Origin of the sequence: Terrabacter sp. Ter38 (assembly GCF_024519435.1) — a bacterium.
Classification (GTDB): Bacteria; Actinomycetota; Actinomycetes; order Actinomycetales; family Dermatophilaceae; genus Terrabacter.
The window spans coordinates 42,384-65,087 of record NZ_JALJRZ010000009.1 but is presented as its reverse complement, the minus strand read 5'-3'; the positions used below and the strand labels follow the sequence as shown (position 1 = coordinate 65,087).

Sequence of the window (22,704 nt, the reverse complement as noted above, 5' to 3'; positions counted from 1 at the left end):
CGGCCCGAATGGCCGCAGCGTCGCCGGGCGGGCGTCAGGGCGCCCGGCGCGCCGACCATCAGCGAGCGGTGCGAGACTGGCGCCGTGACGGTCACCGACTCGTGGGACATGCCTCTGCGCACCAAGCTGCTCGCCCGCGTGCTGAGCCGCACGCGCGACGGGTCCCGGATGCTCAGCGGGGACGAGATCGCCCGCAGCAGAGCATGGTTCGCGCCTGCGCGCCTGCCCTTCACGTGGGTCACGGGTCCCGTACCCGCCGGGGTCGAGATCGCAGGGACGAGCTTCGCCGCGCGGGATGGCCACTCCGTCGACGTCCGCACCTACCGTCCGCGGGACGCCGCAGATGAAGCCCTTCCCGCGATGCTGTGGTTCCACGGAGGCGGCTGGGTGCTCGGCAACACGCGGGGATACGACCCGATCTGCGCCTGGATCGCCGACCGGGCCCGAGTGACCGTGCTCAACGTCGACTACCGTCTCGCCCCGGAGCACCGCGCGCCCCAGGCGGCCCACGACTGCATCGATGCCGCCCGTTGGGCCGCCTCCGATGCGGCCGGTGACGGCATCCGGCACACCGGTCTCGGTCTCGCCGGTGACTCGGCCGGCGGCAACCTCGCGGCCGTGGCCGCCCAGGTGCTCCGTTCCGAGGGTGGGGCCGACGTGGCCTACGAGGCCCTCGTCTACCCGGCCGTCGACGCGACGATGAGCTCACCGTCGGTGACCCAGCACTCGGCTGCGCCGATCCTCACGCGCAGCGACATGGACGCGTTCCTCGCGCACTACCTCGGTGACGGTGACGCCGCCCTCGACCCGCTCGACCCTCTCGTGTCACCGCTGCACGCGGAGGACCTCAGGGGACTGCCCGCGACGCTCGTCCAGACGGCCGACCTCGACCCGCTCCGCGACGAGGGGACGGCCTATGCCGAGGCCCTCCGAGCGGCCGGCGTCGAGGTTCAGCACACCAACTACCCTCGCGTACCGCACGGCTTCATGAGCTTTCCCGGGGCCACCCGGGTCGGCGGTGCCGCTCGCGCGGAGCTCGCCCGGTGGGTCGCCCGGCACGCGCGACCGGGAACGGTCGGATAGTCTGCGAACGCACGCGAGTCTCGTGAGGGATGGTCTCGAAGTGAACGATGTCGTCGTGTTCAGCGGCTCGGCGCACCCCGCCCTGGCCGACCGGATCTGCTCCCATCTCGGGGTGACCCGGTCCCCCGTCGACATCAAGCGGTTCAGCAACGACTGCCTGCAGGCACAGCTGCTCGCCAACTGCCGCCAGCGCGACGTCTACATCGTCCAGCCGCTCGTGCCGCCGACGCAGGAGCACCTCATGGAGCTGCTCCTCATGATCGACGCGGCGCGCGGCGCCTCGGCGGCTCAGATCACGGCGGTCATGCCGCACTACGCCTACGCCCGCTCCGACAAGAAGGACGCCTCGCGCATCTCCCTCGGCGGACGGCTCGTGGCCGACATGATCTCGACGGCCGGCTGCCACCGGGTCCTCACCATGGCCCTCCATGCTCCCCAGGTTCACGGCTTCTTCTCGACGCCCGTCGACCACCTGACGGCGATCGGGGTGCTCGCGGACCACTTCCGCGACAACGACCTGGGCGGCTCGATCGTCGTCAGCCCCGACCTCGGCAACGCCAAGGTCGCGACCCAGTTCGCCCGCCTGCTCGGGCTGCCCGTCGCGGCGGGCTCGAAGCAGCGGGTGGCCGACGACCGCGTGGTCATCGACTCCATCGTCGGCGACGTCTCGGGTCGCCGCGCGATCATCCTCGACGACGAGATCGCGACGGGCGGCTCGATGCTCGAGCTGATGGACCGCCTCAAGGACGCCGGCGCGACCGAGGCCGCGATCGTCTGCACCCACGGCCTCTTTGCCGGCAAGGCCGTCGAGCGGCTGCGCGACCATCCCTTCGTCACCGAGGTCGTCACGACCGACACCGTCCCGGCTCCGGACGGCTGGCCCGAGCTCAAGGTGCGGTCCGTGTCGGCCCTCTTCGCCGAGGCGATCAGCCGGATCCACCACGGCCGCTCGGTGAGCTCGCTCTTCGAGGGCGTCGACCCCACCCACGCGCCGCCGCAGGCCAGGCTCCCCTTCGACACGCCCTCATGAGCCGACCTGCCTGGTGGCGCCGCCCCGCGGTCGCGCTGCTGCTCGACGTCGCGCTCGTGCTCGTCTTCGCCGCTGTCGGTCGGGCGAGCCACGACGAGTCGAGCCCGGTGCTCGGTGTCCTGTCGACGGCCTGGCCCTTCCTCGTCGGGACCGGAATCGGCTGGCTCGTCGTGCGGGTCGTGCGCCGGTCCTGGCCGCTCGACGTCGCGCCCGGCGTGACCGTCTGGTTCGCGACCGTCCTCGTCGGCATGCTGCTGCGGCACGCGGTCGGGTCGGGCACGGCCCTCAGCTTCGTCGTGGTCGCCTCGGTCGTGCTGGCGCTCTTCCTGCTGGGCTGGCGCGCCGTCGGGGCGTACGCAGTCCGCCGGGCCCGCGCGCCGCACGAGCGCAGCTAGCGAGCCCCCCACCGTCGAGAGGCCACGTGTGGCCGCCTCAACCCCGTCGAGAGGCCACGTGTTGCCGGGGCAACCGGGCCACACGGCATGCGCGCGCTCTCAGAGGTACTGACCCGTGTTGGCCGTTGCGATGGACCGGCCGGGCTCGGTGCCGTCCTTGCCCTTGAGCAGCGTGCGGATGTAGACGATCCGCTCGCCCTTCTTGCCGCTGATCCGTGCCCAGTCGTCGGGGTTGGTCGTGTTGGGCAGGTCCTCGTTCTCCTTGAACTCGTCGACGCAGCTGGCGAGGAGGTGCTCGACGCGGATGCCCTTCTGGCCGGTCGTCAGGAAGTCCTTGATCGCCAGCTTCTTGGCACGGTCGACGATGTTCTGGATCATCGCGCCCGAGTTGAAGTCCTTGAAGTAGAGGATCTCCTTGTCGCCGCCCTGGTAGGTCACCTCGAGGAAGCGGTTCTCCTCCATCTCGGAGTACATCCGCTCGACGGCTGCCGTGATCATCGCCTCCACGGTCGCGTCCCGGTCCCCGCCGTTGACGGCGAGGTCGTGCTCGTGCAGCGGCAGCGTGTCGACGAGGTACTTGCTGAAGATGTCTCGCGCGCTCTCGGCGTCGGGCCGCTCGATCTTGATCTTGGCGTCGAGACGACCGGGTCGCAGGATGGCCGGGTCGATCATGTCCTCGCGGTTGGAGGCCCCGATGACGATGACGTTGTCCAGGCGCTCGACGCCGTCGATCTCGGCGAGCAGCTGCGGCACGATCGTCGTCTCGACGTCGCTGGACACGCCGGATCCGCGGGTGCGGAAGAGCGAGTCCATCTCGTCGAAGAAGACGACGACGGGCGTGCCGTCGGAGGCCTTCTCGCGTGCGCGCTGGAAGATGAGCCGGATGTGGCGCTCGGTCTCGCCGACGTACTTGTTGAGCAGCTCGGGGCCCTTGATGTTGAGGAAGTAGCTCTTCTCCGTCTGCTTGCCGGTGCGCGCGGCGACCTGGCGGGCGAGGGACGCGGCGACCGCCTTGGCGATGAGCGTCTTGCCACAGCCGGGAGGGCCGTAGAGCAGCACCCCCTTCGGCGGCTTGAGCGCGTGCTCCTTGTAGAGCTCGGGATGAAGGAACGGCAGCTCGACGGCGTCGCGGATCTGCTCGATCTGGCCGGCGAGGCCACCGATGTCTTCGTACTCGACGTCGGGCACCTCCTCGAGAACGAGCTCCTCGACCTCGAGCTTGGGCACGACCTCGTGGACGAAGTTGGACCTCGGGTCGAGGGTGAGGGAGTCGCCGACGCGGAAGTGCTCGCCGAGCAGGGGCGTCGCGATGCGGCACACGCGCTCCTCGTCACCGTGCGTGACGACCACGACACGGTCGGCGTCGAGACGCTCCTTGACCGTGACGACCTCACCCACGCGCTCGTAGCCGTGGACGGAAACCACGTTGAGGGCCTCGTTGAGCATGACCTCTCGGCCTAGGCCCAGCTCCTGCTGGTCGACGGACGGGCTGACCGCGACACGCATCTTGCGGCCGCCGGTGATGATGTCGATCGAGCCGTCCTGCGGCGGGTCGACGACGAGACCGTAGGTGCTCGGCGGCTGCGCGAGGCGGTCGACCTCCTTCTTCAGCGTGACGATCTGCTCGCGAGCGTCCTTGAGCGTGCGCACGAGGCGCTCGTTCTGGGACGACAGCGTCGACAGGCTGGTCTGGACGTGGGCGAGCCGCGCCTCGAGCTCTCGGGTGCGCTGTGGCGAGTGTCGCGCCACCTCGCGCAGCGATTCGACCTCGGCACGCAGGGCTGCGAGCTCGCGGTCCCCCGCTCCGGGGACTCCGGCGCCGGCGGCACCGTCGGGGTCTGGGTTGCGGACGTCATCAGACATCTCGGCCTCCTCAATCCGTCACTCGCACATCGTGACGTTTCGACCCTAACCCCGTCTCAGGCGTTGTCGTCGGACGTTTCAGCCAGTGATCGGCGGACGCGTCGGATCGTCTTGTCGCTCTTGACACGCTCACCGAGGGCCTCGGGCGTCCAGGCGTCCGCCGGGATGTCCGTCGAGGCCGTCGAGCCGGCGACAGGCGTGCCGGCACCCGCCGGGCCGTCCGGGCTGTCGACGGACGTCGTGCCGGCGTCACCGCCGTCGCGGTAGGCGCCCTTGGCCGGACGACGCTTGCGCTCCGGCGGGACGACCCCGGGAGCGAGGCGACGGGTCGTGATGAGGAAGCCCGTGTGCCCGTGCATCCGGTGCTGGGGACGCACGGCGAGCCCTTCGAGGTGCCAGCCGCGCACGAGCGACTCCCACGCGGACGGCTCGGTGAAGCCGCCGTGGGCGCGGATGCCCTCGGCCACCCGGCTCAGCTGGGTCGTCGTGGCGACGTAGCAGATGAGCACGCCACCCGGGATGAGGGCGTCGGAGACGGCGTCGAGGCACTCCCAGGGCGCGAGCATGTCGAGCACGACCCGGTCGACGGTCCTCGTCTCGGCGACGGACGGGAGCGACTCGACGAGGTCGCCGACGGTCACGGTCCAGGCCGGGTGATCGCCCCCGAAGAAGGCTCGCCCGTTGCCGCGGGCGATCTCGGCGAAGTCCTCGCGGCGCTCGAACGACAGCAGCCGTCCCCGCTCACCGATGGCCCGCAGCAGCGACATCGACAACGCTCCGCTGCCGACCCCGGCCTCGACGACCGTCGCTCCCGGGAAGATGTCGGCCATCTGCACGATCTGGCCCGCGTCCTTCGGGTAGACGACTGCCGCGCCGCGGGGCATCGACATGACGTAGTCGCTGAGCAGGGGCCGCAGCGCGAGGTACTCGACACCGGCGGTGTTGGTCACGACGGAGCCGTCGTGGGAGCCGATGAGGTCGTCGTGGCGCAGGAATCCGCGGTGCGTGTGGAACTCGCGCCCGGGCTCGAGCGTGATCGTGTGCAGACGGCCCTTCGGGTCGGTCAGCTGGATGCGCTCCCCCACCTCGAAGACGCCTCGGCGGTCGTGCGCGCCGGCGACGTGCGACCGCTCCGGACCCACGCTCGCGTCGGGCTCGGCGTCGGGCGCGTGCTGCTCGGCGTCGGGCTGCTCGGCGTCGGTCGTGGGAGCGGTCATGGGAGCACAGTCTAGGTGCCGGCGAGACCTCCTCCGGACGCCCTGCGGAGCATCACCGCCTCGACCTCGTAGCGGCTCTGGCGACCCACCGGGCCACCGAAGAAGCGCCGACGGAGCGCGCCCTCGACCTCGACGACGTCGCCCGCGCGCAGGCGGAGCGCGCTCCGGCGGGTCGCCGCCGTCCAGCACACGACGTCGATGGTGTCGACCGTCGCCCGCCGGGGCTCGTCGGCGGCCGCGCGGCGACGCCCGGGCGGTGGCTCGCGAGGCACGACGACGCGCAGCGTTGCGATGCGGTCTCCGCTCGGCAGCTCGCGCTCCTCGGCCTCGGCGCCGAGCCGCCCGCTCAGGACGACCTCGTTGCGTCCCGGTACCGACGCGGTGCCCGGCGTCGCCTCGTCGGCGGCCACCTCGTGCGCACGTCGGCGTGGGCTTCGAGGGGGCCGTGACGCGCCCTCGCCAGTGCTCGTCGCCGTCTCGCTCCGGCTCGTCCTCATGGTGCCTCCCTCCGGCCCGCCCGTCGGGCCCTGCGCCAACCGTGACGCGCCCGAGCCGTGCTCGCTGCCCGGGGTGGCGGCCCTGTGGACGCCCGACCGAGCCGCCGAGGGGGTGTGGACGGCGGCCGGCGTCGGGGCCCTTCGCCGGGAACACGAGCGTCACGGGACGCGGCGCCTGAGCGCGCTCGACGGCATACGCCATCGGCAGTGACGTCGGCAGGCGACTCCGTCGAGTCGGGTCAGCGACGACCGCGGCGCGACAGCTCGGCGCCGACGACCGCGTTGATCCGCTCGGCGCTCGCCAGGCCGCGGATGTCGCGGGTCGCCTCGTCGACGACGACGGCGAGCGAGAGCTCGCGCTCGCTCATGACACGGATGAGGTCGGTGAGCACCGCGTCGTCGGGCAGGGCGACGACCCACGACGCCGGCTGGGCCAGCGTGACCGACGCGATGGCCGTCCGCGACCGGCTGTCGGCCGGAACCCCGGCCGCCGAGTCGGCGTCGACGACGCCGAGCGGCCACCCCGTCGGGTCGGCTGCCGCGACCCAGGCACCTGCAGCCACCGCGGTCTCGACCTCGGACACGGTGGCCGTGCCCGCGACGAGTGACAGCGGCTCGAGCACGTCGGTCGCGCGTCCGGCGGTCGCCTCGTGGATGTGACCGGCCCGGACGGCTCCCGTCGCGCCCTGCCAGAGGAAGAAGGCGATGGCGAACGGCCAGACGAGGTCGAAGATGTCGGGCGACCGGTCCTCGGCGAGGGGACGCAGGGCGAACCACCCTACGGTCAGCACCGCGACGACGCGTCCCAGCCAGCCGGCCGTGACGAGGCCGCGCCCCTTGCTGCCGGTGGCGCGCCACACGAGGGCGCTGACGATCTGGCCGCCGTCGAGGGGAAGGCCGGGGAGGAGGTTGAAGACGCCGACGAGGACGTTGGCGAAGGCGACGATGCCGAGCAGCGTCAGCGTCGTCTCGTTCGTCGTCAGGGCCCGCAGGCCCCAGACGACCGCGGCTAGGGCGAGGTTGGACAGCGGCCCGACGACGGCGACGATGGCCGTCGTGCTCGGCGACGTGCGCGTCGCGTCGTAGACGGTGTGGCCGCCCCAGACGTCGGCGACGATCCGGCTGACAGGGTGCCCCCGCCACCGCGCGGCGAGGGCGTGGGCCGCCTCGTGCACGAGCACCGAGACGAGCAGCAGCAGGGCGTAGGCCGAGGCCAGCAGGTAGCCGTAGGCGGCACCGCGGTCGGGCCTCGACAGGTTGGGCCCGAAGACGACGACGATGAGCACGGCGATGATCGGCCAGGACCGACCGAGGTAGACCGGGGTCCCGGCAAGGCTGCCGATCCGCCACCCGTGGGACGCGTCCGGGCGGGCGGGAGTGCTCATGGGCTCGACCCTATGCCCTGCGCGACCCGCTCCCCTGTGGCGGTGCCGTGCGCGGGCTGTGGGTGCCGGCCGTGGGGTGTCGGCCCCGCGGCATACAGTCGCCCCATGGTTGCAGCGCTGTCCCCGAGTCGGGCCTCCGACTTCATGTCGTGCCCGATGCTCTACCGCTTCCGGGTCATCGACAAGCTCCCGTCGGCGCCGACGCAGGCGACCGCCCGGGGCACGCTCGTGCACGCCGTCCTCGAGCGGCTCTTCGACCTCCCCGCGAGCGAGCGCACCATCGACGCCGCGGTGGGGCTCGTCCCCCAGGAGTGGGAGCGCCTCTCCGAGGAGGAGCCGGCGATGCTCGACCTGCTCGCCGAGCACGACGGTCGCACCGACGAGTGGTTCGCCGGGGCGGCGACGCTGCTCCAGACCTGGTTCGGTCTCGAGGACCCGACGCGGCTCGAGCCGGCCGAGCGCGAGCTCTACGTCGAGACCGAGGTCGACGGGCTCGTCCTGCGTGGCTACGTCGACCGGCTCGACGTGGCCCCGGGCGGAGCGATGCGCGTCGTCGACTACAAGACGGGCCGGTCGCCCTCAGAGCACTTCGAGGCCAAGGCCCTCTTCCAGATGAAGTTCTACGCGCTCGTGCTCTGGCGCCAGCGCGGCGTCATCCCCAAGCGGCTCCAGCTCGTCTACCTCGGCAACGGCGAGATCGTCGCCTACGAGCCCGACGAGCAGGACCTCCTCGGCACCGAGCGCAAGGTCAAGGCGCTCTGGCAGGCCATCGAGCGAGCCGCGTCGACGGGTGACTGGCGCCCGAGCCCGAGCCGGCTGTGCGACTGGTGCGACCACCGCGCCCTGTGCCCGGCGTGGGGTGGCACTCCCCCGCCGCTGCCCGAGGACGCCGCGACGCGCGCCGTCGACCCCGAGGTCACCGGGGAGGCCGAGCCCGACGACGAATGAGCCCGAGCGCCGCCGGACTACGGGGCCGGTGAAGCCACCGTCGCGCCGTGGCCTGTCGCGATCTCCGCGATCGCGCGGAGCGATCCTGTGCCCGCGACGAGGTAGCCGTTGTGCCCGTGTGCACCGTCGACCGGGAGCGACCGGGCGCCGAAGGTGAGCGCCGTCGGGTCGGCAGCGTGGCCGAATCCCTCTACCCGCGTATGGGGGACGACCCCGATCGGGTCGTCGGGCGCGAGACCCGCCCACACGGTCGCCGATGTGTGCAGCGCGGCCCGGGTCCACACGTCCATCCCCGGAGAGCCGACGACGACGAGGGAAGAGATGCGAAGCCGGGGGGCCGCGTGGGCGCACACCACCGAGCCGTAGCTGTGGCACACCACGCTCACCGTGGACGAGCGCGAGAGGCTGTCGACGAAAGCGGCCAGTCGGGGAGCCCCGTCGACGGCACGCTCGGAGCGAGCGGCGTCCGCGTCGAGCCCAGCCGGTGGGTCGTAGTCGAGCCAGACCACCACCGCCGCCGGAGTTCCAGGGGCCTGCCGCTCCATCGCTGCGAGCAGGCTGCGCGCCTGCACCGCGGGATGTCGACGCCCAGCCCCACGCTCGTCACTGAGCAGAGGCGCCGTCCAGCCGACGCCCGGCACGATGACGGCGATGTTCCGTGCTCGGCGAACGTCACCGAACGCTTCGACGAGACGGCCCTGGCCGTGGGCATCGGCGCTCATCACCGTGGCCGGCGGGCCGACGACGTTCACAGGCGTGCCGTCGCTGAGTGACTGGCCGACGGCGGGCGCCGCCCCGAGGAGCACCGCCGCGATGGTCGCGACGCCGAGGACGAGCCGGTCCCGAAGGTGCCCCCTTGGAGGTCGTCCGGTCGCGGTCCTCCGGCCGTGACGGTGAGGTCGTCGGTGCACCCAGTCTCCTTGTCGTCGGTCCGGACAGCGCAGTCCCCCAGTCTGCGCGACCAGCCTGAGAGCAAGTTCCGTGCCGGGACCACGCCAGCGCAGCGTGGCGCGCCTCCGGGATCGGACCTGCACCACGCGCGTCCGCGCGAACCCATCGCGACTCGGTGGCGCCTGCGGAGCGTCAGGTCGGCGCCGCCGACTTCGCACGGCGACCGGACGGTCTCTCGCGAATGCGCCGGGCAAACTCCAGGCGGAACGTCTCCCACGGGTTTGTTGGAGCCGTCGGCCTGCGCAGGCCAACCGGCGGCGCGCCTCCCCGATCCGGAGCCGCCGCCGCAGCCGCAGGACCGAGTCACGCGAGTCGGCCGCACGGAGTACCGCGGCCCACGGCCACGCCGGGCCTCACGGCATACGAGCCAGTAGGAGCGTCAGTCCGTGAAGGTGTCAGCCACGGAAAGTGCCTCGTCGAGCACCGCCAGCCCCTCTTCGACCTCGGCGGGGGTCGTCGTGCACGGGGGCACCACATGGGTACGGTTGAAGTGGGTGAACGGCCAGAGCCCGCGCTCCTTGCAGGCGGCGGTGAAGGCCGCCATCGGCGCGGCCGCCTCACCCGCGGCGTTGTACGGCACGAGCGGCTCCCGCGTCTCGCGGTCGCGTACGAGCTCCACGGCCCAGAAGACGCCCAGGCCGCGCACGTCGCCGACGCTGGGATGCTTCGCCGCGATCTCGCGCAGGCGTGGCCCGATGACGTCGCTGCCGAGGCTCCGGGCGTTCTCGATGATGCCCTCCTCACGGAAGGCGTTGATCGAGGCGACGGCCGAGGCGCAGGCGAGCGGGTGGCCCGAGTAGGTGAGTCCGCCCGGGAAAGCGCGCTGGTCGAAGGTGGCCCGGATCTCGTCGGAGATGACGACGCCGCCGAGCGGGACGTAGCCGGAGTTGACGCCCTTGGCAAAGGTGATGAGGTCGGGGCGGATGCCCCAGTGGTCGACGGCGAACCACTCGCCGCATCGCCCGAAGCCGGCCATGACCTCGTCGGCGATGAGGATGATGCCGTGCTCGTCGCAGAGGTCACGGACGCCCTGGAGGTAGCCGTCGGGCGGGACGAGGATGCCGTTGGTGCCGACCACCGTCTCGAGGATGACCGCCGCGATCGTGTGCCCACCCTCGACCATGATCGTGTCGCGCAGGTGCGCGAGCGCACGGTCTCGCTCCTGCTCCTCGGACTCGGAGTGGAAGGCCGAACGGTAGGTGTAGGGACCCCAGAAGTGGACGATCCCGGAGAGCCCGGGCTCGGAGGGCCAGCGGCGCGGGTCGCCGGTCAGGGTGATCGAGCCACCGGTGGCGCCGTGGTAGCTGCGGTAGGTCGCAAGCACCTTGTGCCGGCCGGTGTGCAGACGGGCCATCCGGATCGCGTTCTCGTTGGCCTCGGCGCCGCCGTTGGTGAAGAAGACCGCGGACAGGCCGTCGGGCGCGACCTCGGTGATGAGCCGGGCCGCCTCGCTGCGGGCGTCGTTGGCGAAGGACGGCGCGATCGTCGCGAGACGGGCCGCCTGCTCCTGGATCGCGGCGACGACCTTCGGGTGGTTGTAGCCGATGTTGACGTTGACGAGCTGGCTGCTGAAGTCGAGGTAGCGCAAGCCGCCGTAGTCCCAGAAGTAGGAGCCCTGGGCCCGCGCGATGGGCAGCGGGTCGATGAGGCCCTGGGCGGACCAGGAGTGGAAGACGTGGTCGCGGTCGAGGGTGCGCACCTGCTGCTCGGTCATCCCGTCGAGGAGGTCGCCGATGACGGTGCGCTGGTCGAGGTCGCTCATGGGGGGTCCTTCTCTCTCAGCGGGTGCGCGGGAAGCCGAGGTCGACGGTCGAGGTGGCCGGGTCGGGCCAGCGCTGCGTCACGACCTTGCCGCGCGTGTAGAAGTTGAGGCCCTCGGGGCCGTACATGTGGGTGTCGCCGAAGAGCGAGTCCTTCCAGCCGCCGAAGGAGTAGTAGGCGACGGGCACGGGGATCGGCACGTTGATGCCGACCATGCCGACCTCGACCTCGTTCTGGAACCGGCGTGCTGCGCCACCGTCGCGGGTGAAGATCGCGGTGCCGTTGGCATACGGGTTGCGGTTGATGAGGGCCAGGCCCTCGTCGTAGGTCGCGACGCGGACGACCGACAGGACGGGGCCGAAGATCTCGTCCCGGTAGACCGTCATGTCGGGCGTCACGTCGTCGAGCAGGGTCATGCCGAGGAAGAAGCCGTCCTCGGGCACGTCCTGCTCGCGCCCGTCGACGACGACCGTGGCGCCGGCTTCCGCTCCGGCCGCGACGTAGCCGGCGACCTTGTCGCGGTGCTCGCGCGTGATGAGGGGACCCATGTCGGTGCCCTCCGCCGAGCCGGGGCCGACGGTGAGCTTCGGCAGGCGGGTGGAGATGGCGGACACGAGGTCGTCGCCGACGTCGCCGACGGCGACCGCGACGGAGAGGGCCATGCATCGCTCGCCCGCGGCTCCGTAGGCGGCCGAGACGATGGCGTCGGCGGCCATGTCGATGTCGGCGTCGGGGAGGACGAGCGCGTGGTTCTTCGCGCCGCCCAGAGCCTGGACCCGCTTGCCGTTGGCGGTGCCGCGCTCGTAGATGTACCTCGCGATGGGGGTCGAGCCGACGAAGCTGACCGCCGCGACCTCGTCGTGGTCGAGAATCGCGTCGACGGCCTCCTTGTCGCCGTGGACGACGGTGAAGACGCCGTCGGGGAGGCCGGCCTCCTTCCAGAGCTCGGCGAGGAAGAGCGCGGCCGAGGGGTCCTTCTCGCTGGGCTTGAGCACGAAGCTGTTGCCGCAGGCGATGGCGTTGGCGCACATCCAGAGGGGGACCATGACGGGGAAGTTGAAGGGCGTGACGCCGGCGACGACACCGAGAGGCTGGCGGATGCTGTAGACGTCGACGCCGCTCGCCGCCTGCTCGGAGAACCCGCCCTTGAGCAGCTGAGGCACTCCGGTGGCGAACTCGACGTTCTCGAGGCCACGGGCGATCTCGCCGACCGCGTCGGAGAGCACCTTGCCGTGCTCGGCGGTGACGATCGCGGCGAGCTCGTCGGTGCGCGTGTGCAGCAGCTCGCGGAAGGCGAAGAGCACGGCGGCCCTGCGCGACAGCGAGCTCGTGCGCCAGTCGCGTCCGGCCGCGACGGCGGTCTTGACTGCTGCGTCGACCTCGGCCGCCGACGCCAGCGCGACCTCACCGGTCTGCCGCCCCGTCGCGGGGTCGTGCACGGGGGCGGTGCGCCCGGAGGTGCCGGGCACACGGGCGCCGGAGATCCAGTGGTCGATGGACGTCACGGTGGGGGTCGTCATGCGCCTCACGTTACGTGCCACCCTTGTCCCATACAAAGCATTCATTGCTATGTTACGAATATGCGCGCCGTCATCTCGTCCATCGAGGAGCGCCTCGACGCCCCGACCGCCAAGGGTCTGGCCCAGGCCGTGTCCCGGGCGATCCGGGACGCCACCCTCGTGCCCGGGGACCAGCTGCCCCCGATCCGCCGGGTCGCCGAGGAGCTGATGATGTCGCCGACGACCGTGAGCGCGGCCTGGCAGCTGCTCGCCCGGTCGGGGACGATCCGGTCGGACGGTCGCCGGGGCACGACCGTGGCCCCCACGGCCCGGGGCGGCGCGCGCTACACCCGGGCGCTGCGGCACGAGTCACCGGTGAGCCTGGACCTGTCGACCGGCATCCCTGACAGCGCCCTGCTGCCCCCGCTCGTGCCGGTGCTGTCCGCACTGACCGACCCGACGACGCCGAGCAGCTACCTCGACGACCCCGTGCTCGACGAGCTCCGGGACGTGCTGACCCGCGACTGGCCGTATGCCGCCGACGACCTCCTCGTCGTCGACGGCGCCATGGACGCGCTCGACCTCGTCACGCGGGCGCTGCTGCGACCGGGCGACCTCGTGCTCGTCGAGAACCCCGGGTTCCCTCCCCTGCTCGACCTCCTCGAGGACCGGGGTGTCTCCGTCGTCGGGGTACCGCTCGACGAGACGGGTCTCGACCTGGACGCCGTCGAGGCCCTGCTGCCGCGCCGGCCCGCAGCGGTCGTCATCCAGCCTCGAGGACAGAACCCGACCGGAGTGTCCATGTCACCCACCCGGGCCCGACGACTGGCTGCACTGCTCGAGGGACGCGACTGCATCGTCATCGAGGACGACTCGAGCGGCCCGATCTCGACGTCGGCCGCGACCAGCCTCGGTCGGTGGGTCCCCGACCAGGTGCTGCACATCCGCAGCTTCAGCAAGTCGCACGGGCCGGACCTGCGGATCGCCGCCCTGAGCGGCCCGGACGCGCTGCTCGCGCCGGTGCGACACGCACGGGCTCTCGGGCAGGGCTGGACGAGCCGGCTGCTCCAGCGGGTCCTCGCCGGCCTGCTCCGCGACGAGGTCTGCGCCCGTGGGATCGCGTCGGCCGGCGCGGAGTACGCCCGTCGCCGGGAGCTCGTCGTCGCGCGCCTCACGGAGCACGGCATCGAGGTGCCGGGCACCGACGGGCTCAACATCTGGGTGCCGGTGCGCGACGAGGCCGCAGCAGTGCTCCGGCTCGCGAGCCAAGGCATCGCGGTCACCCCGGGGTCACCGTTCTCGGTCGAGCACGTCGCCGGTCCCGAGGGGCACGTCCGCGTGACGACCGGCCTCGTGCGCGAGAACCACACCGAGGTCGCCGACCTCATCGCCGAGGCGGCGAGCGCCGGGGCCTGGACGGCCCAGCACCGCTGAGCTCGGCACGGAGTCCCGACCGCCCCGGCAGAATCAGTCCCGCCCGCACGGTCCGATCCGGACCGGGGTGTTCGTAGCAGAGGTGAGAGTCCGCCCGCCACGGGCGGCCCGAGGCACAGGAGATGATCCGACATGCAGTACCTCGTATCCGTGATCGACGACGGCACCGGCCCCGAGACCGCCACCGAGGAGGCGGCGGTGGACGCCTTCAACGACCGCCTCCGGTCCGAGGGCTACTGGGTCTTCGCCGGGGGCCTCGGCTCCCCGAGCCCCGCGACCGTCGTCGACAACCGCGGGAGCGAGGCGGTCTTCACCGACGGGCCCTTCGTCGAGTCGAAGGAGTACCTCGCCGGCTTCTGGATCCTCGAGGCGCCGGACCTCGACGTGGTGCTCAGGCTTGCCGCCGAGGGGTCCAGGGCGTGCAACCGCAAGATCGAGGTGCGTCCGTTCCTGTGAGCCCACCCGACGTCCGCGACGCGCTCACCCGAGCCCACCGCGACGAGTGGGCCAGGGTCGTCGCCTCCCTGACGCGGAGGTTCGGGGATCTCGGCCTCGCCGAGGACGCTGCGGCCGAGGCGTTCGCGACCGCCGTCGAGCGGTGGCCCGCCGACGGCGTACCCCCGAACCCCGGCGCGTGGCTGACGACGACCGCCAACCGCAAGGCGATCGACCGGCTCCGGCGTGAGAGCAAGCGTGACCACAAGCACCGGGAGGCAGCCATGGTGCACGACGACCACGAGGCCGAGCCGCTCGGCGTCCTCGACGACGACCGGCTCCGGCTCCTCTTCACGTGCTGTCACCCCGCCCTCGCGATGGAGGCGCGGGTCGCCCTGACACTGCGAATGGTCGGTGGCCTGACCGTGCCCGAGATCTCGAGGGCCTTCTTCGTGCAGGAGTCCGCGATGGCTCGGCGCCTCACCCGGGCCAAGGCCAAGATCGCGGCCGCCCGCATCCCGTACCGCGTGCCGACCTCAGAGGACCTGCCGGCTCGGGTCTCCGGCGTGCTCGCCGTGCTCTTCCTCGTCTTCAACGAGGGCTACCTCGGCTCCGGCGCGGACACCGATCCGATCCGCCAGGACCTCACCGGCGAGGCGATCCGGCTCGCCCGGATGCTCCGCGGTCTTCTCCCCGACGACGGCGAGGTGGCGGGCCTCCTCGCCCTCATGCTGCTCACCGACGCACGCCGGAAGGCCCGGGTGTCACCGGGCGGTGAGCTGGTCCCCCTCGACGAGCAGGACCGCAACGTCTGGGACCGGGCCCTGGTCGCCGAGGGCCACCGTCTCGTGCGTGAGCGGCTCGACACGGGGGCGGCTCCGGGTCGCTACCAGATCATGGCCGCCATCAACGCCGTGCACACCTCGGCTCGCACCATGCGCGACACCGACTGGTCGCAGGTCGTCGCCCTCTACGACCAGCTCTACCGCCTGGAGCCATCGCCCGTCGTCGCCCTGAACCGGGCCGTCGCCCTCGCGGAGCTCGACGGACCGGAGGTGGCGCTGGCCGTCGTCGAGCCTCTCGGGGAACCCTTGTCCGGCTATCACGCCTACCATGCGGTCCGGGCCGACCTGCTGCGCCGGGTGGGTCGCGGCGAGGAGGCGCAGGCGGCCTACACCCGGGCGATCGAACTGGCGGGCAACACGGCCGAGTCGGCCCACTTGACGCGTCGCCGCGACGAGCCGGCCTAGGGCCGGCCACCGTCCCGGAGGGTCTCGACCACCTGCGACAGTCGCCGCTCGCGGGTCTCGTCGGTCCTGGCCGAGGACACGGCGAGAGCATGTGCCTTCCGCTTGCTGGCGGACAGAGCCGTATAGGCGGCCGTGAGAGCGGGGTCGGCGTCGAGGACCGCCCGGAGCGCCTGGGGCACCTCGACCTCGCGCGGCGCGTCGTCGACCTCGAGCCGGACCTCGACCTCGTCACCGGCGCCACGCCCGGTCGCGGCCCGCGTCTCGGCGTTGAACGACACGAGGAAGCGACCGCCCATGGAGGCGATCGAGGTTCGGTACGTGTAGCCACCGTCCACGGTCACGGAGACCGGCACCCGCTTGCCGCGAGCGAAGGCCGCCACGACGCCGTCAGGGACCACGATGCCCACGTTGTTGCCGCCCGTGGCCTCGAGGGTGGTGCGGAACGTCAGGGCCGTCTCGCTCATCGGATCAGGGCCGTCCGGTGTCGCGTGCCTTGAGGCGCGCGTCCTCGGCGCGGACCTGCGCGAAGATCCCGCGCTCGGCTTCGAGCCAAGCGGGCATCTCGTCGATGACGGCCTTGATCTCGTCGGTCGTCAGGTGCTCTCCGACCCCGCCGCGGGTCAGGCCCGAGTTGGAGATGCCGAGTCGCCGGGCCGTCTCCTGGCGGGTGTGGGGTCCGTTGCGGCGCAGCGTCGCGAGCCACTCCGGCGGCTCGGCCTGCAACGCGTTGAGCTCGGTGCGGCTGACGACGCCCTCCTGGAAGTCCGCGGGGGTCTCGGACAGCAGGACGCCGAGCTTCTTCGCGGCCGTCTGGGGTTTCATGGTCTGCGGCTTCGGCGTGGGCATGGGTCCAGCCTAGGGCGTCGCCCGACCACGTCTGCCTGAGCTCGCCCTGCCTGTCCCCGGCCCGTGGCCCGCCACGGTGTCGCCCGGCGTCCGGCGGTGTCCCCTCCGCACGTCGGGCGACATGTCCACGTGGACTAGCCTCGGGAGCGACCTGCCCCGACCGCGAAGGCACACCATGACGGATCCGTTCCGCGTCGAGTTCGTGCCCGGCGTGACGCCGGACAAGTGGCTGCGCGTGTGGGGCCAGCGCCTGCCGGACTCGCCTCTCGAGGCGGCGCCCGTCGAGGACGCCGATGCCCTGGCCCACCTGCGCGACGGGACGTCGTCGATGGTGCTCCTCAGGCTGCCGGTCGACCGCGACGGTCTGCACGTCATCCCTCTCTACGAGGAGGTGCCGGTCGTCGTCGTGGCCAAGGAGCACGTCATCGCCGCGTTCGACGAGGTCGACGTCGCCGACCTCGCCGAGGAGGTCCTCATGCAGGACCCCGCGCTCGTGCCCGAGTGGACGGCCGTCGCGACCCCAGAGATCCGAGACCGGGCCAGAGCCATGCCGCCCATGACGACGAAGCAGGCGGTGTCCGTGGTGGCCACCGGCTCCGGGATCGTGGTCGTGCCGATGTCGGTCGCCCGCCTGCACCACCGCAAGGACGTCGTCCACCGCCCCGTGACCGGGGTCGCACCCTCACGGGTCGGCCTTGCCTGGAGGGTCGACGACGACGACCCGCGCATCGAGGACTTCATCGGCATCGTCCGCGGCCGCACGGAGCGCAGCACCCGTGGCGGCCCGTCCGACGCGGCCTCGCCGTCCGGCTCGGACGGGCCGACCGAGCAGCGTGGCCACGCCAAGCCCGCCAAGACCTCGAAGACCGCCAAGAGCTCGGCCACGTCCCGCGCCCACGGCGCTTCCCGGCGCGCCCAGCAGACCGGGCGCAAGGGCGCGGCGCGCGGAGGTGGCCCGAAGCGCAAGGGGCGCCGGTGAGCGCCGGCCCCGCCGGCGGACCCATGGAGCGCGACGGGCTCCCTTGGCGCTGGGGCGAGTTCGGCGCATCAGCCCTCCCGGCCCAGCTGGTGAGCCATGCCGGTCCCGTCGTCAGCCGTGCGGTGACGGTCCGTGCCGAGCCCGCGGTCGTCTTCCGTTGGCTCTGCCAGCTGCGCGTCGCGCCCTACAGCTACGACCTCGTCGACAACCTCGGGCGCCGGAGCCCACGCGCCCTGACGCCCGGACTGGAGAGCCTCGCCGTCGGGCAGCGCTTCGCGACGATCTTCACCCTCGTCGACTGGGTGCCCGACGACCTGCTCGCCCTCGAGATCACCGCGCCGAGCGGAATACGCCTCTTCGGGCGGCTGCCGCTCGTCTACCAGACGGTCCCGCTCCCGGGCGGTCCGGAAGCCGGGACGACCCTGCGCGGCGACATCGCACTCCCCCGGGCCGAGTCGGCCCTCGCGCGGGCGCGGTCGACCGCGCTCGCCTGGGGCGACCTCGTGATGATGCGGCGTCAGCTGCGGACGCTGGCGCGCCTCAGCGAGGAGAGCGCAGGCGCGACACGATCGTCGTGAGGTCGGCCGCACCGACCCCGGCGAGCGTGTCGAGGTGGACGGCGCCGTCGATCGCGGGCACGGGCACGACGTGCGGGATGGCAATCGTCGGAACCCCGGCGGCGGTCGCCGACCGCACCCCGGCCGGGGAGTCCTCGATGGCGATGCAGTCGGCAGGATCGGCCCCGACGAGCCGAGCCGCCGCGAGGTAGGGCTCCGGGTGCGGCTTGCCGTGGCTCACCTCGTCACCGGTCACGAGGTGGTCGAAGGCCCCCTCCGGCAGACGCCGCACGACGGTGTCGGCGAGCGAGCGCCACGACATCGTCACGAGCAGCGACGGCACCCCGAGGTCGCCGAGCTCGAGCAGCAGCTCGCGCGCACCCGGACGCCACGGGACACGACGCTCGACCTGGGCGATGACCCGCTCGAGCAGGGCGTCGATGATCTCGGGCACCGTCAGGGAGATCCCCGACTGGTCGATGATGAGCTGCGCCGAGACCTCGAGCGCGTTGCCGACGAGCTGGTGGGCGAACTCGTCGTTCCAGACGCCCCCGTGGGCCGCGACGAGCTCGTGCTCCGCCTGGATCCAGTAGGGCTCGGTGTCGACGAGGGTGCCGTCCATGTCCCACAGGACGGCGGCCGGCAGGGTCGGCACCGTGCGGTCGGGCCCGGCGGTGTGCGAGAGGGTCACCGGGTCAGTCCTCCGGGTCGTAGGCAAGGTTCGCGGACAGCCAGCGCTCGGCCTCGGCCAGCGTCCAGCCCTTGCGGTCGGCGTAGTCCTGCACCTGGTCGCGGCCGAGCCGGCCGACGACGAAGTACTGCGACTGCGGGTGCGAGAAGTACCAGCCCGACACCGAGGCACCAGGTGCCATGGCCATGCTCTCCGTCAACGTCATGCCGGTGTTCGACTCGACGTCGAGCAGGCGCCAGAGCGTCTCCTTCTCGGTGTGCTCGGGGCAGGCGGGATATCCCGGGGCCGGGCGGATGCCGGCGTACTGCTCCTTGATGAGCGCGACGTTGTCGAGGTGCTCGTCGGGCGCGTAGCCCCAGAACTCCTTGCGGACCCGCTCGTGCATGCGCTCCGCGAAGGCCTCGGCCAGCCGGTCGGCGAGGGACTCGAGCAGGATCGCGTTGTAGTCGTCGAGGTCGGCCCGGAACGCCGCCACCCGCTCGGCGCCGCCGAGACCGGCCGTGACCGCGAAGCCTCCGACCCAGTCCTGCGTCCCCTTCGGGGCGACGTAGTCGGCGAGCGAGCGGTTGGGCACCCCCGCGCGGTGGTCGCCCTGCTGGCGCAGGTGGTGCAGCACGGCGAGGGGTTGGGTGCGGGCGTCGTCGACGTAGACCTCGACGTCGTCGCCCACGGAGTTGGCCGGGAAGAAGCCGATGACGCCGTTGGCGGTCAGCCACCGCTCCTCGATGACCTGGTCGAGCATTGCCTGCGCGTCGTCGTAGAGCTTGCGCGCGGCTTGGCCGCTGGCTGGGTTGTTGAGGATGTCGGGGAAGCTGCCCTTCATCTCCCACGCGTTGAAGAACGGCTGCCAGTCGATGTAGCGGCGCAGCTCACCGAGCGGATAGTTGCGGAACACCTTGACGTGCTGCGAGATCCGGTGAGAGCGGGTGATCGAGGAGACGTCGTGGTCCTGCTGCAGCAGCAGGTGCGGGTGCGGCGGACGGTAGCCGGACCAGTCGACCGGCGTGCGACGCGCCCGGGCGTCCTCGAGCGCGAGCAGCGGCCGGTCCGCCTTGCCCGCGTGACGTGCGCGCAACGAGTCGTAGTCCTCCTTGACCTTGGCCATGAGCGTGGGCCGCAGCTCGTCGCTGAGCAGGGCCGCGGCGGTCGGCACCGAGCGCGAGGCGTCCTTGACCCAGACGACCGGACCGTCGTACTTCTGGTCGACCTTGACCGCCGTGTGGGCGCGCGAGGTCGTCGCGCCACCGATGAGGAGCGGGATGGTCAGACCCTGACGCTGCATCTCTGCGGCGAAGCCCACCATCTCGTCGAGCGAGGGCGTGATGAGCCCCGAGAGCCCGATGATGTCGGCGTCGTGCTCGCGGGCCGCGTCGAGGATCTTCTGCGCCGGGACCATGACGCCGAGGTCGATGACCTCGTAGTTGTTGCACTGGAGCACGACGCCGACGATGTTCTTGCCGATGTCGTGGACGTCCCCCTTGACCGTGGCCATGACGATCGTGCCGTTGGTGTCCTTCTGCGTCGCCAGCGAGGGGTCGTCGATCTTCTCCTGCTCGATGAACGGGATGAGGTAGGCCACGGCCTTCTTCATGACGCGGGCGCTCTTGACGACCTGCGGGAGGAACATCTTGCCGGCGCCGAAGAGGTCGCCGACGACGTTCATGCCGTCCATGAGCGGACCCTCGATGACCTCGATGGGTCGGCCGCCACGCTCGGCGATCTCGGCGCGGAGCAGCTCGGTGTCGGCCTCGACGTGCGCGTCGATGCCCTTGACGAGCGCGTGCGCGATGCGCTCCCCCAGCGGCAGGGCGCGCCACTCCTCCTCGCTGACCTCGGCCGCCTGGCCGACCTTGTTGTACTCCTCCGCGATCTCGAGCAGCCGCTCCGCGGCGTCAGGACGTCGGTTGAGCACGACGTCCTCGATGCGGTCACGCAGCTCCGCGTCCACCTCGTCGTAGACCGCCAGGGCGCCGGCGTTGACGATGCCCATGTCGAGGCCCGCGGCGATCGCGTGGTAGAGGAAGACGGCGTGGATCGCCTCGCGCACGGGGTTGTTGCCGCGGAAGCTGAACGACACGTTGGAGATGCCCCCGGACACCTTGGCCCCGGGGAGGTTCTCCTTGATCCAGCGCGTCGCCTCGATGAAGTCGAGACCGTAGGAGGCGTGCTCCTCGATGCCTGTCGCGACGGCGAAGACGTTGGGGTCGAAGATGATGTCCTCCGCCGGGAAGCCGACCTCCTCGGTGAGCAGGCGGTAGGCGCGCGAACAGATCTGCTGGCGGCGCTCGAGCGAGTCGGCCTGGCCGTCCTCGTCGAAGGCCATGACGACCGCGGCGGCGCCGTACTTGCGCACGAGCCGGGCCTGCCGGAGGAACGGCTCCTCGCCCTCCTTGAGGGAGATCGAGTTGACGATCGCCTTGCCCTGCACGCACTTGAGCCCGGCCTCGATGACCTCCCACTTCGAGGAGTCGACCATGACGGGCACGCGGCTGATGTCGGGCTCGCTCGCGACGAGCTTGAGGAAGCGGTCCATGGCCGCGACCCCGTCGATCATCCCCTCGTCCATGTTGACGTCGATGACCTGGGCGCCGTTCTCGACCTGCTGCGCGGCCACCGACAGGGCGGTGTCGTAGTCGCCGTCCTTGATGAGCGTGCGGAAGCGGGCCGAGCCGGTGATGTTGGTGCGCTCCCCGACGTTGACGAAGAGGCTGTCGTCGGTGATGGTGAACGGCTCGAGCCCGGACAGCCGCATCGCGGGAGCGATGGTGACGAGCTCGCGGACGGGCTTGCCGTCGACGGCCCGCGCGATGGCCGCGATGTGGTCGGGGGTCGTCCCGCAGCAGCCGCCCACGAGGTTGACGAGACCCGCCTCGGCGAACTCGCCGACGATGCCGGCGGTCTCGTCGGGCGCCTCGTCGTACTCGCCGAAGGCGTTGGGCAGACCGGCGTTCGGGTAGCAGGAGACGAACGAGTCGGCCAGACGGGCCATCTCTGCGATGTAGGGCCGCATCTCCTTGGCACCGAGGGCGCAGTTGAGCCCGACGGCGAGCGGGGACACGTGCCGGATCGAGTCCCAGAACGCCTCCGTCACCTGTCCGGACAGGGTGCGCCCCGATGCATCGGTGATGGTGCCGGAGACGACGACCGGCCAGCGGCGACCCTGCTCCTCGAAGAGCGTCTCGACGGCGAAGATCGCGGCCTTGGCGTTGAGCGTGTCGAAGATCGTCTCGATGAAGATGAGGTCGCTGCCGCCGTCGACGAGCCCGCGGGCGGCCTCGAGGTAGGCCGAGACGAGCTGGTCGTAGGAGACGTTGCGGGCGCCGGGGTCGTTGACGTCCGGTGAGATCGAGGCTGTACGCGTCGTCGGCCCGAGCGCCCCCGCGACGTAGCGCGGCCGGTCGGGCTCGCGCTGCGTCATCGCGTCGGCCTCGCGGCGGGCCAGGGCGGCGGCCTCGAAGTTCAGCTCGTAGGCGAGCTCCTCCATGCCGTAGTCGGACAGCGAGATCGCGTTGGCGTTGAAGGTGTTCGTCTCGATGATGTCGGCGCCGGCCTCGAGGTACTCGCGGTGGATCCCGGCGATGATCTCGGGCGCCGTGAGCGTCAGGAGGTCGTTGTTGCCCTGGACGTCGCTCGGCCAGTCGGCGAAGCGCTCCCCGCGGTAGCCGGCCTCGTCGGGCCGGTCGCGCTGGATGGCTGTGCCCATGGCGCCGTCGAGGATCATGATGCGCTGACCGAGGGTGGCGGTCAGGCTCTCGGTGGCGTCGGGTCGCTGCTGCGACTGGGACAACGTGGCTCCTCTCGGCGGCACGGGTTCGTGCCGAGTGACGGGACCGGAGCGATTCTACGGACCTGCCGTGTCCGGCGCGTCGTCGCCCGCACTGCG

The 22,704-nt window shown here is 71.7% G+C and carries 20 protein-coding genes; 9 read left to right on the top strand and 11 right to left on the bottom strand.

Features of this window, described 5'->3' with window-relative positions; translation table 11 throughout:
• Nucleotides 1–84 precede the first annotated feature (84 nt).
• From NR112_RS17245 to NR112_RS17235, 3 genes are read left to right on the top strand one after another with little or no spacing between them, the layout of a single operon-like run.
• On the top strand, nucleotides 85–1,083 hold the full coding sequence (locus NR112_RS17245) for an alpha/beta hydrolase (protein ID WP_256795531.1): 999 nt from the start codon (nucleotides 85–87) through the stop codon (nucleotides 1,081–1,083).
• A 40-nt stretch (nucleotides 1,084–1,123) separates the two neighbouring features.
• Nucleotides 1,124–2,113 carry a ribose-phosphate pyrophosphokinase gene (locus NR112_RS17240; protein WP_256795530.1) on the top strand — a complete coding sequence of 330 codons (990 nt, stop codon included), beginning with the start codon at nucleotides 1,124–1,126 and terminating at the stop codon, nucleotides 2,111–2,113.
• The gene (locus tag NR112_RS17235) at nucleotides 2,110–2,508 is read left to right on the top strand and encodes a DUF3054 domain-containing protein (RefSeq protein WP_256795529.1); all 399 of its coding nucleotides are present in this window, start codon (nucleotides 2,110–2,112) and stop codon (nucleotides 2,506–2,508) included. Before NR112_RS17240 ends, NR112_RS17235 begins: the two co-directional genes overlap by 4 nt.
• Nucleotides 2,509–2,607: 99 nt before the next feature.
• On the opposite strand, the gene arc is transcribed toward NR112_RS17235, so the two are convergent.
• The 4 genes from arc to NR112_RS17215 all read right to left on the bottom strand — a co-directional run bounded on the left by arc (nucleotide 2,608) and on the right by NR112_RS17215 (nucleotide 7,470).
• Nucleotides 2,608–4,371 (bottom strand): proteasome ATPase, encoded by a 1,764-nt coding sequence (gene arc, locus NR112_RS17230; protein ID WP_256795528.1) that lies wholly within the window; start codon nucleotides 4,369–4,371, stop codon nucleotides 2,608–2,610.
• A gap of 56 nt (nucleotides 4,372–4,427) precedes the next feature.
• Entirely contained in the window at nucleotides 4,428–5,588 is a 1,161-nt protein-coding gene (locus NR112_RS17225; protein WP_256795527.1) for a tRNA (adenine-N1)-methyltransferase, read from the bottom strand.
• Nucleotides 5,589–5,599: 11 nt separating this feature from the next.
• Nucleotides 5,600–5,998 (bottom strand): single-stranded DNA-binding protein, encoded by a 399-nt coding sequence (locus NR112_RS17220; RefSeq protein ID WP_256795526.1) that lies wholly within the window; start codon nucleotides 5,996–5,998, stop codon nucleotides 5,600–5,602.
• Nucleotides 5,999–6,324: 326 nt separating this feature from the next.
• Entirely contained in the window at nucleotides 6,325–7,470 is a 1,146-nt protein-coding gene (locus NR112_RS17215; protein ID WP_256795525.1) for a site-2 protease family protein, read from the bottom strand.
• A gap of 105 nt (nucleotides 7,471–7,575) precedes the next feature.
• On the opposite strand from NR112_RS17215, the gene NR112_RS17210 reads away from it, so the two are divergent.
• On the top strand, nucleotides 7,576–8,418 hold the full coding sequence (locus NR112_RS17210) for a PD-(D/E)XK nuclease family protein (protein WP_256795524.1): 843 nt from the start codon (nucleotides 7,576–7,578) through the stop codon (nucleotides 8,416–8,418).
• Nucleotides 8,419–8,435: 17 nt separating this feature from the next.
• On the opposite strand, the gene NR112_RS17205 is transcribed toward NR112_RS17210, so the two are convergent.
• The 3 genes from NR112_RS17205 to NR112_RS17195 all read right to left on the bottom strand — a co-directional run bounded on the left by NR112_RS17205 (nucleotide 8,436) and on the right by NR112_RS17195 (nucleotide 12,650).
• The gene (locus NR112_RS17205; protein ID WP_256795523.1) at nucleotides 8,436–9,329 is read right to left on the bottom strand and encodes an alpha/beta hydrolase; all 894 of its coding nucleotides are present in this window, start codon (nucleotides 9,327–9,329) and stop codon (nucleotides 8,436–8,438) included.
• A 419-nt stretch (nucleotides 9,330–9,748) separates the two neighbouring features.
• The gene (locus NR112_RS17200; RefSeq protein WP_256795522.1) at nucleotides 9,749–11,131 is read right to left on the bottom strand and encodes an aspartate aminotransferase family protein; all 1,383 of its coding nucleotides are present in this window, start codon (nucleotides 11,129–11,131) and stop codon (nucleotides 9,749–9,751) included.
• Between the two features lie 16 nt (nucleotides 11,132–11,147).
• A complete protein-coding gene (locus NR112_RS17195) occupies nucleotides 11,148–12,650 on the bottom strand; it encodes a CoA-acylating methylmalonate-semialdehyde dehydrogenase (RefSeq protein WP_256795521.1) in 1,503 nt (500 codons plus the stop codon).
• 60 nt (nucleotides 12,651–12,710) lie between these two features.
• Between NR112_RS17195 and NR112_RS17190 the strand changes: the two genes are divergently transcribed.
• The 3 genes from NR112_RS17190 to NR112_RS17180 all read left to right on the top strand — a co-directional run bounded on the left by NR112_RS17190 (nucleotide 12,711) and on the right by NR112_RS17180 (nucleotide 15,748).
• On the top strand, nucleotides 12,711–14,063 hold the full coding sequence (locus tag NR112_RS17190; protein ID WP_256795520.1) for a PLP-dependent aminotransferase family protein: 1,353 nt from the start codon (nucleotides 12,711–12,713) through the stop codon (nucleotides 14,061–14,063).
• 132 nt (nucleotides 14,064–14,195) lie between these two features.
• A complete protein-coding gene (locus tag NR112_RS17185) occupies nucleotides 14,196–14,519 on the top strand; it encodes a YciI family protein (protein ID WP_256795519.1) in 324 nt (107 codons plus the stop codon).
• Nucleotides 14,516–15,748: an RNA polymerase sigma factor gene (locus NR112_RS17180; protein ID WP_256795518.1), complete on the top strand. Its 1,233-nt coding sequence runs from the start codon at nucleotides 14,516–14,518 to the stop codon at nucleotides 15,746–15,748. Before NR112_RS17185 ends, NR112_RS17180 begins: the two co-directional genes overlap by 4 nt.
• Here NR112_RS17180 and NR112_RS17175 read toward each other — a convergent pair.
• Nucleotides 15,745–16,212, bottom strand: coding sequence for a YdeI/OmpD-associated family protein (locus NR112_RS17175; protein ID WP_256795517.1), 468 nt, complete (start codon nucleotides 16,210–16,212; stop codon nucleotides 15,745–15,747). The genes NR112_RS17180 and NR112_RS17175 overlap by 4 nt on opposite strands.
• 4 nt (nucleotides 16,213–16,216) lie before the next feature.
• The gene (locus NR112_RS17170) at nucleotides 16,217–16,594 is read right to left on the bottom strand and encodes a DUF5997 family protein (RefSeq protein WP_256795516.1); all 378 of its coding nucleotides are present in this window, start codon (nucleotides 16,592–16,594) and stop codon (nucleotides 16,217–16,219) included.
• A 175-nt stretch (nucleotides 16,595–16,769) separates the two neighbouring features.
• Here NR112_RS17170 and NR112_RS17165 point away from each other — a divergent pair, with 175 nt between their 5' ends.
• On the top strand, nucleotides 16,770–17,573 hold the full coding sequence (locus NR112_RS17165; protein WP_256795515.1) for a LysR substrate-binding domain-containing protein: 804 nt from the start codon (nucleotides 16,770–16,772) through the stop codon (nucleotides 17,571–17,573).
• A complete protein-coding gene (locus tag NR112_RS17160; protein WP_256795514.1) occupies nucleotides 17,570–18,151 on the top strand; it encodes an SRPBCC family protein in 582 nt (193 codons plus the stop codon). The genes NR112_RS17165 and NR112_RS17160 overlap by 4 nt, the downstream gene beginning before the upstream one ends.
• Here the strand turns inward: NR112_RS17160 and NR112_RS17155 are convergent.
• The gene (locus NR112_RS17155) at nucleotides 18,114–18,821 is read right to left on the bottom strand and encodes an HAD family hydrolase (RefSeq protein WP_256795513.1); all 708 of its coding nucleotides are present in this window, start codon (nucleotides 18,819–18,821) and stop codon (nucleotides 18,114–18,116) included. The two genes, NR112_RS17160 and NR112_RS17155, sit on opposite strands and share 38 nt — an antisense overlap.
• A gap of 4 nt (nucleotides 18,822–18,825) precedes the next feature.
• The gene (gene metH / locus NR112_RS17150; protein ID WP_256795656.1) at nucleotides 18,826–22,542 is read right to left on the bottom strand and encodes a methionine synthase; all 3,717 of its coding nucleotides are present in this window, start codon (nucleotides 22,540–22,542) and stop codon (nucleotides 18,826–18,828) included.
• Between the last annotated feature and the right edge of the window lie 162 nt (nucleotides 22,543–22,704).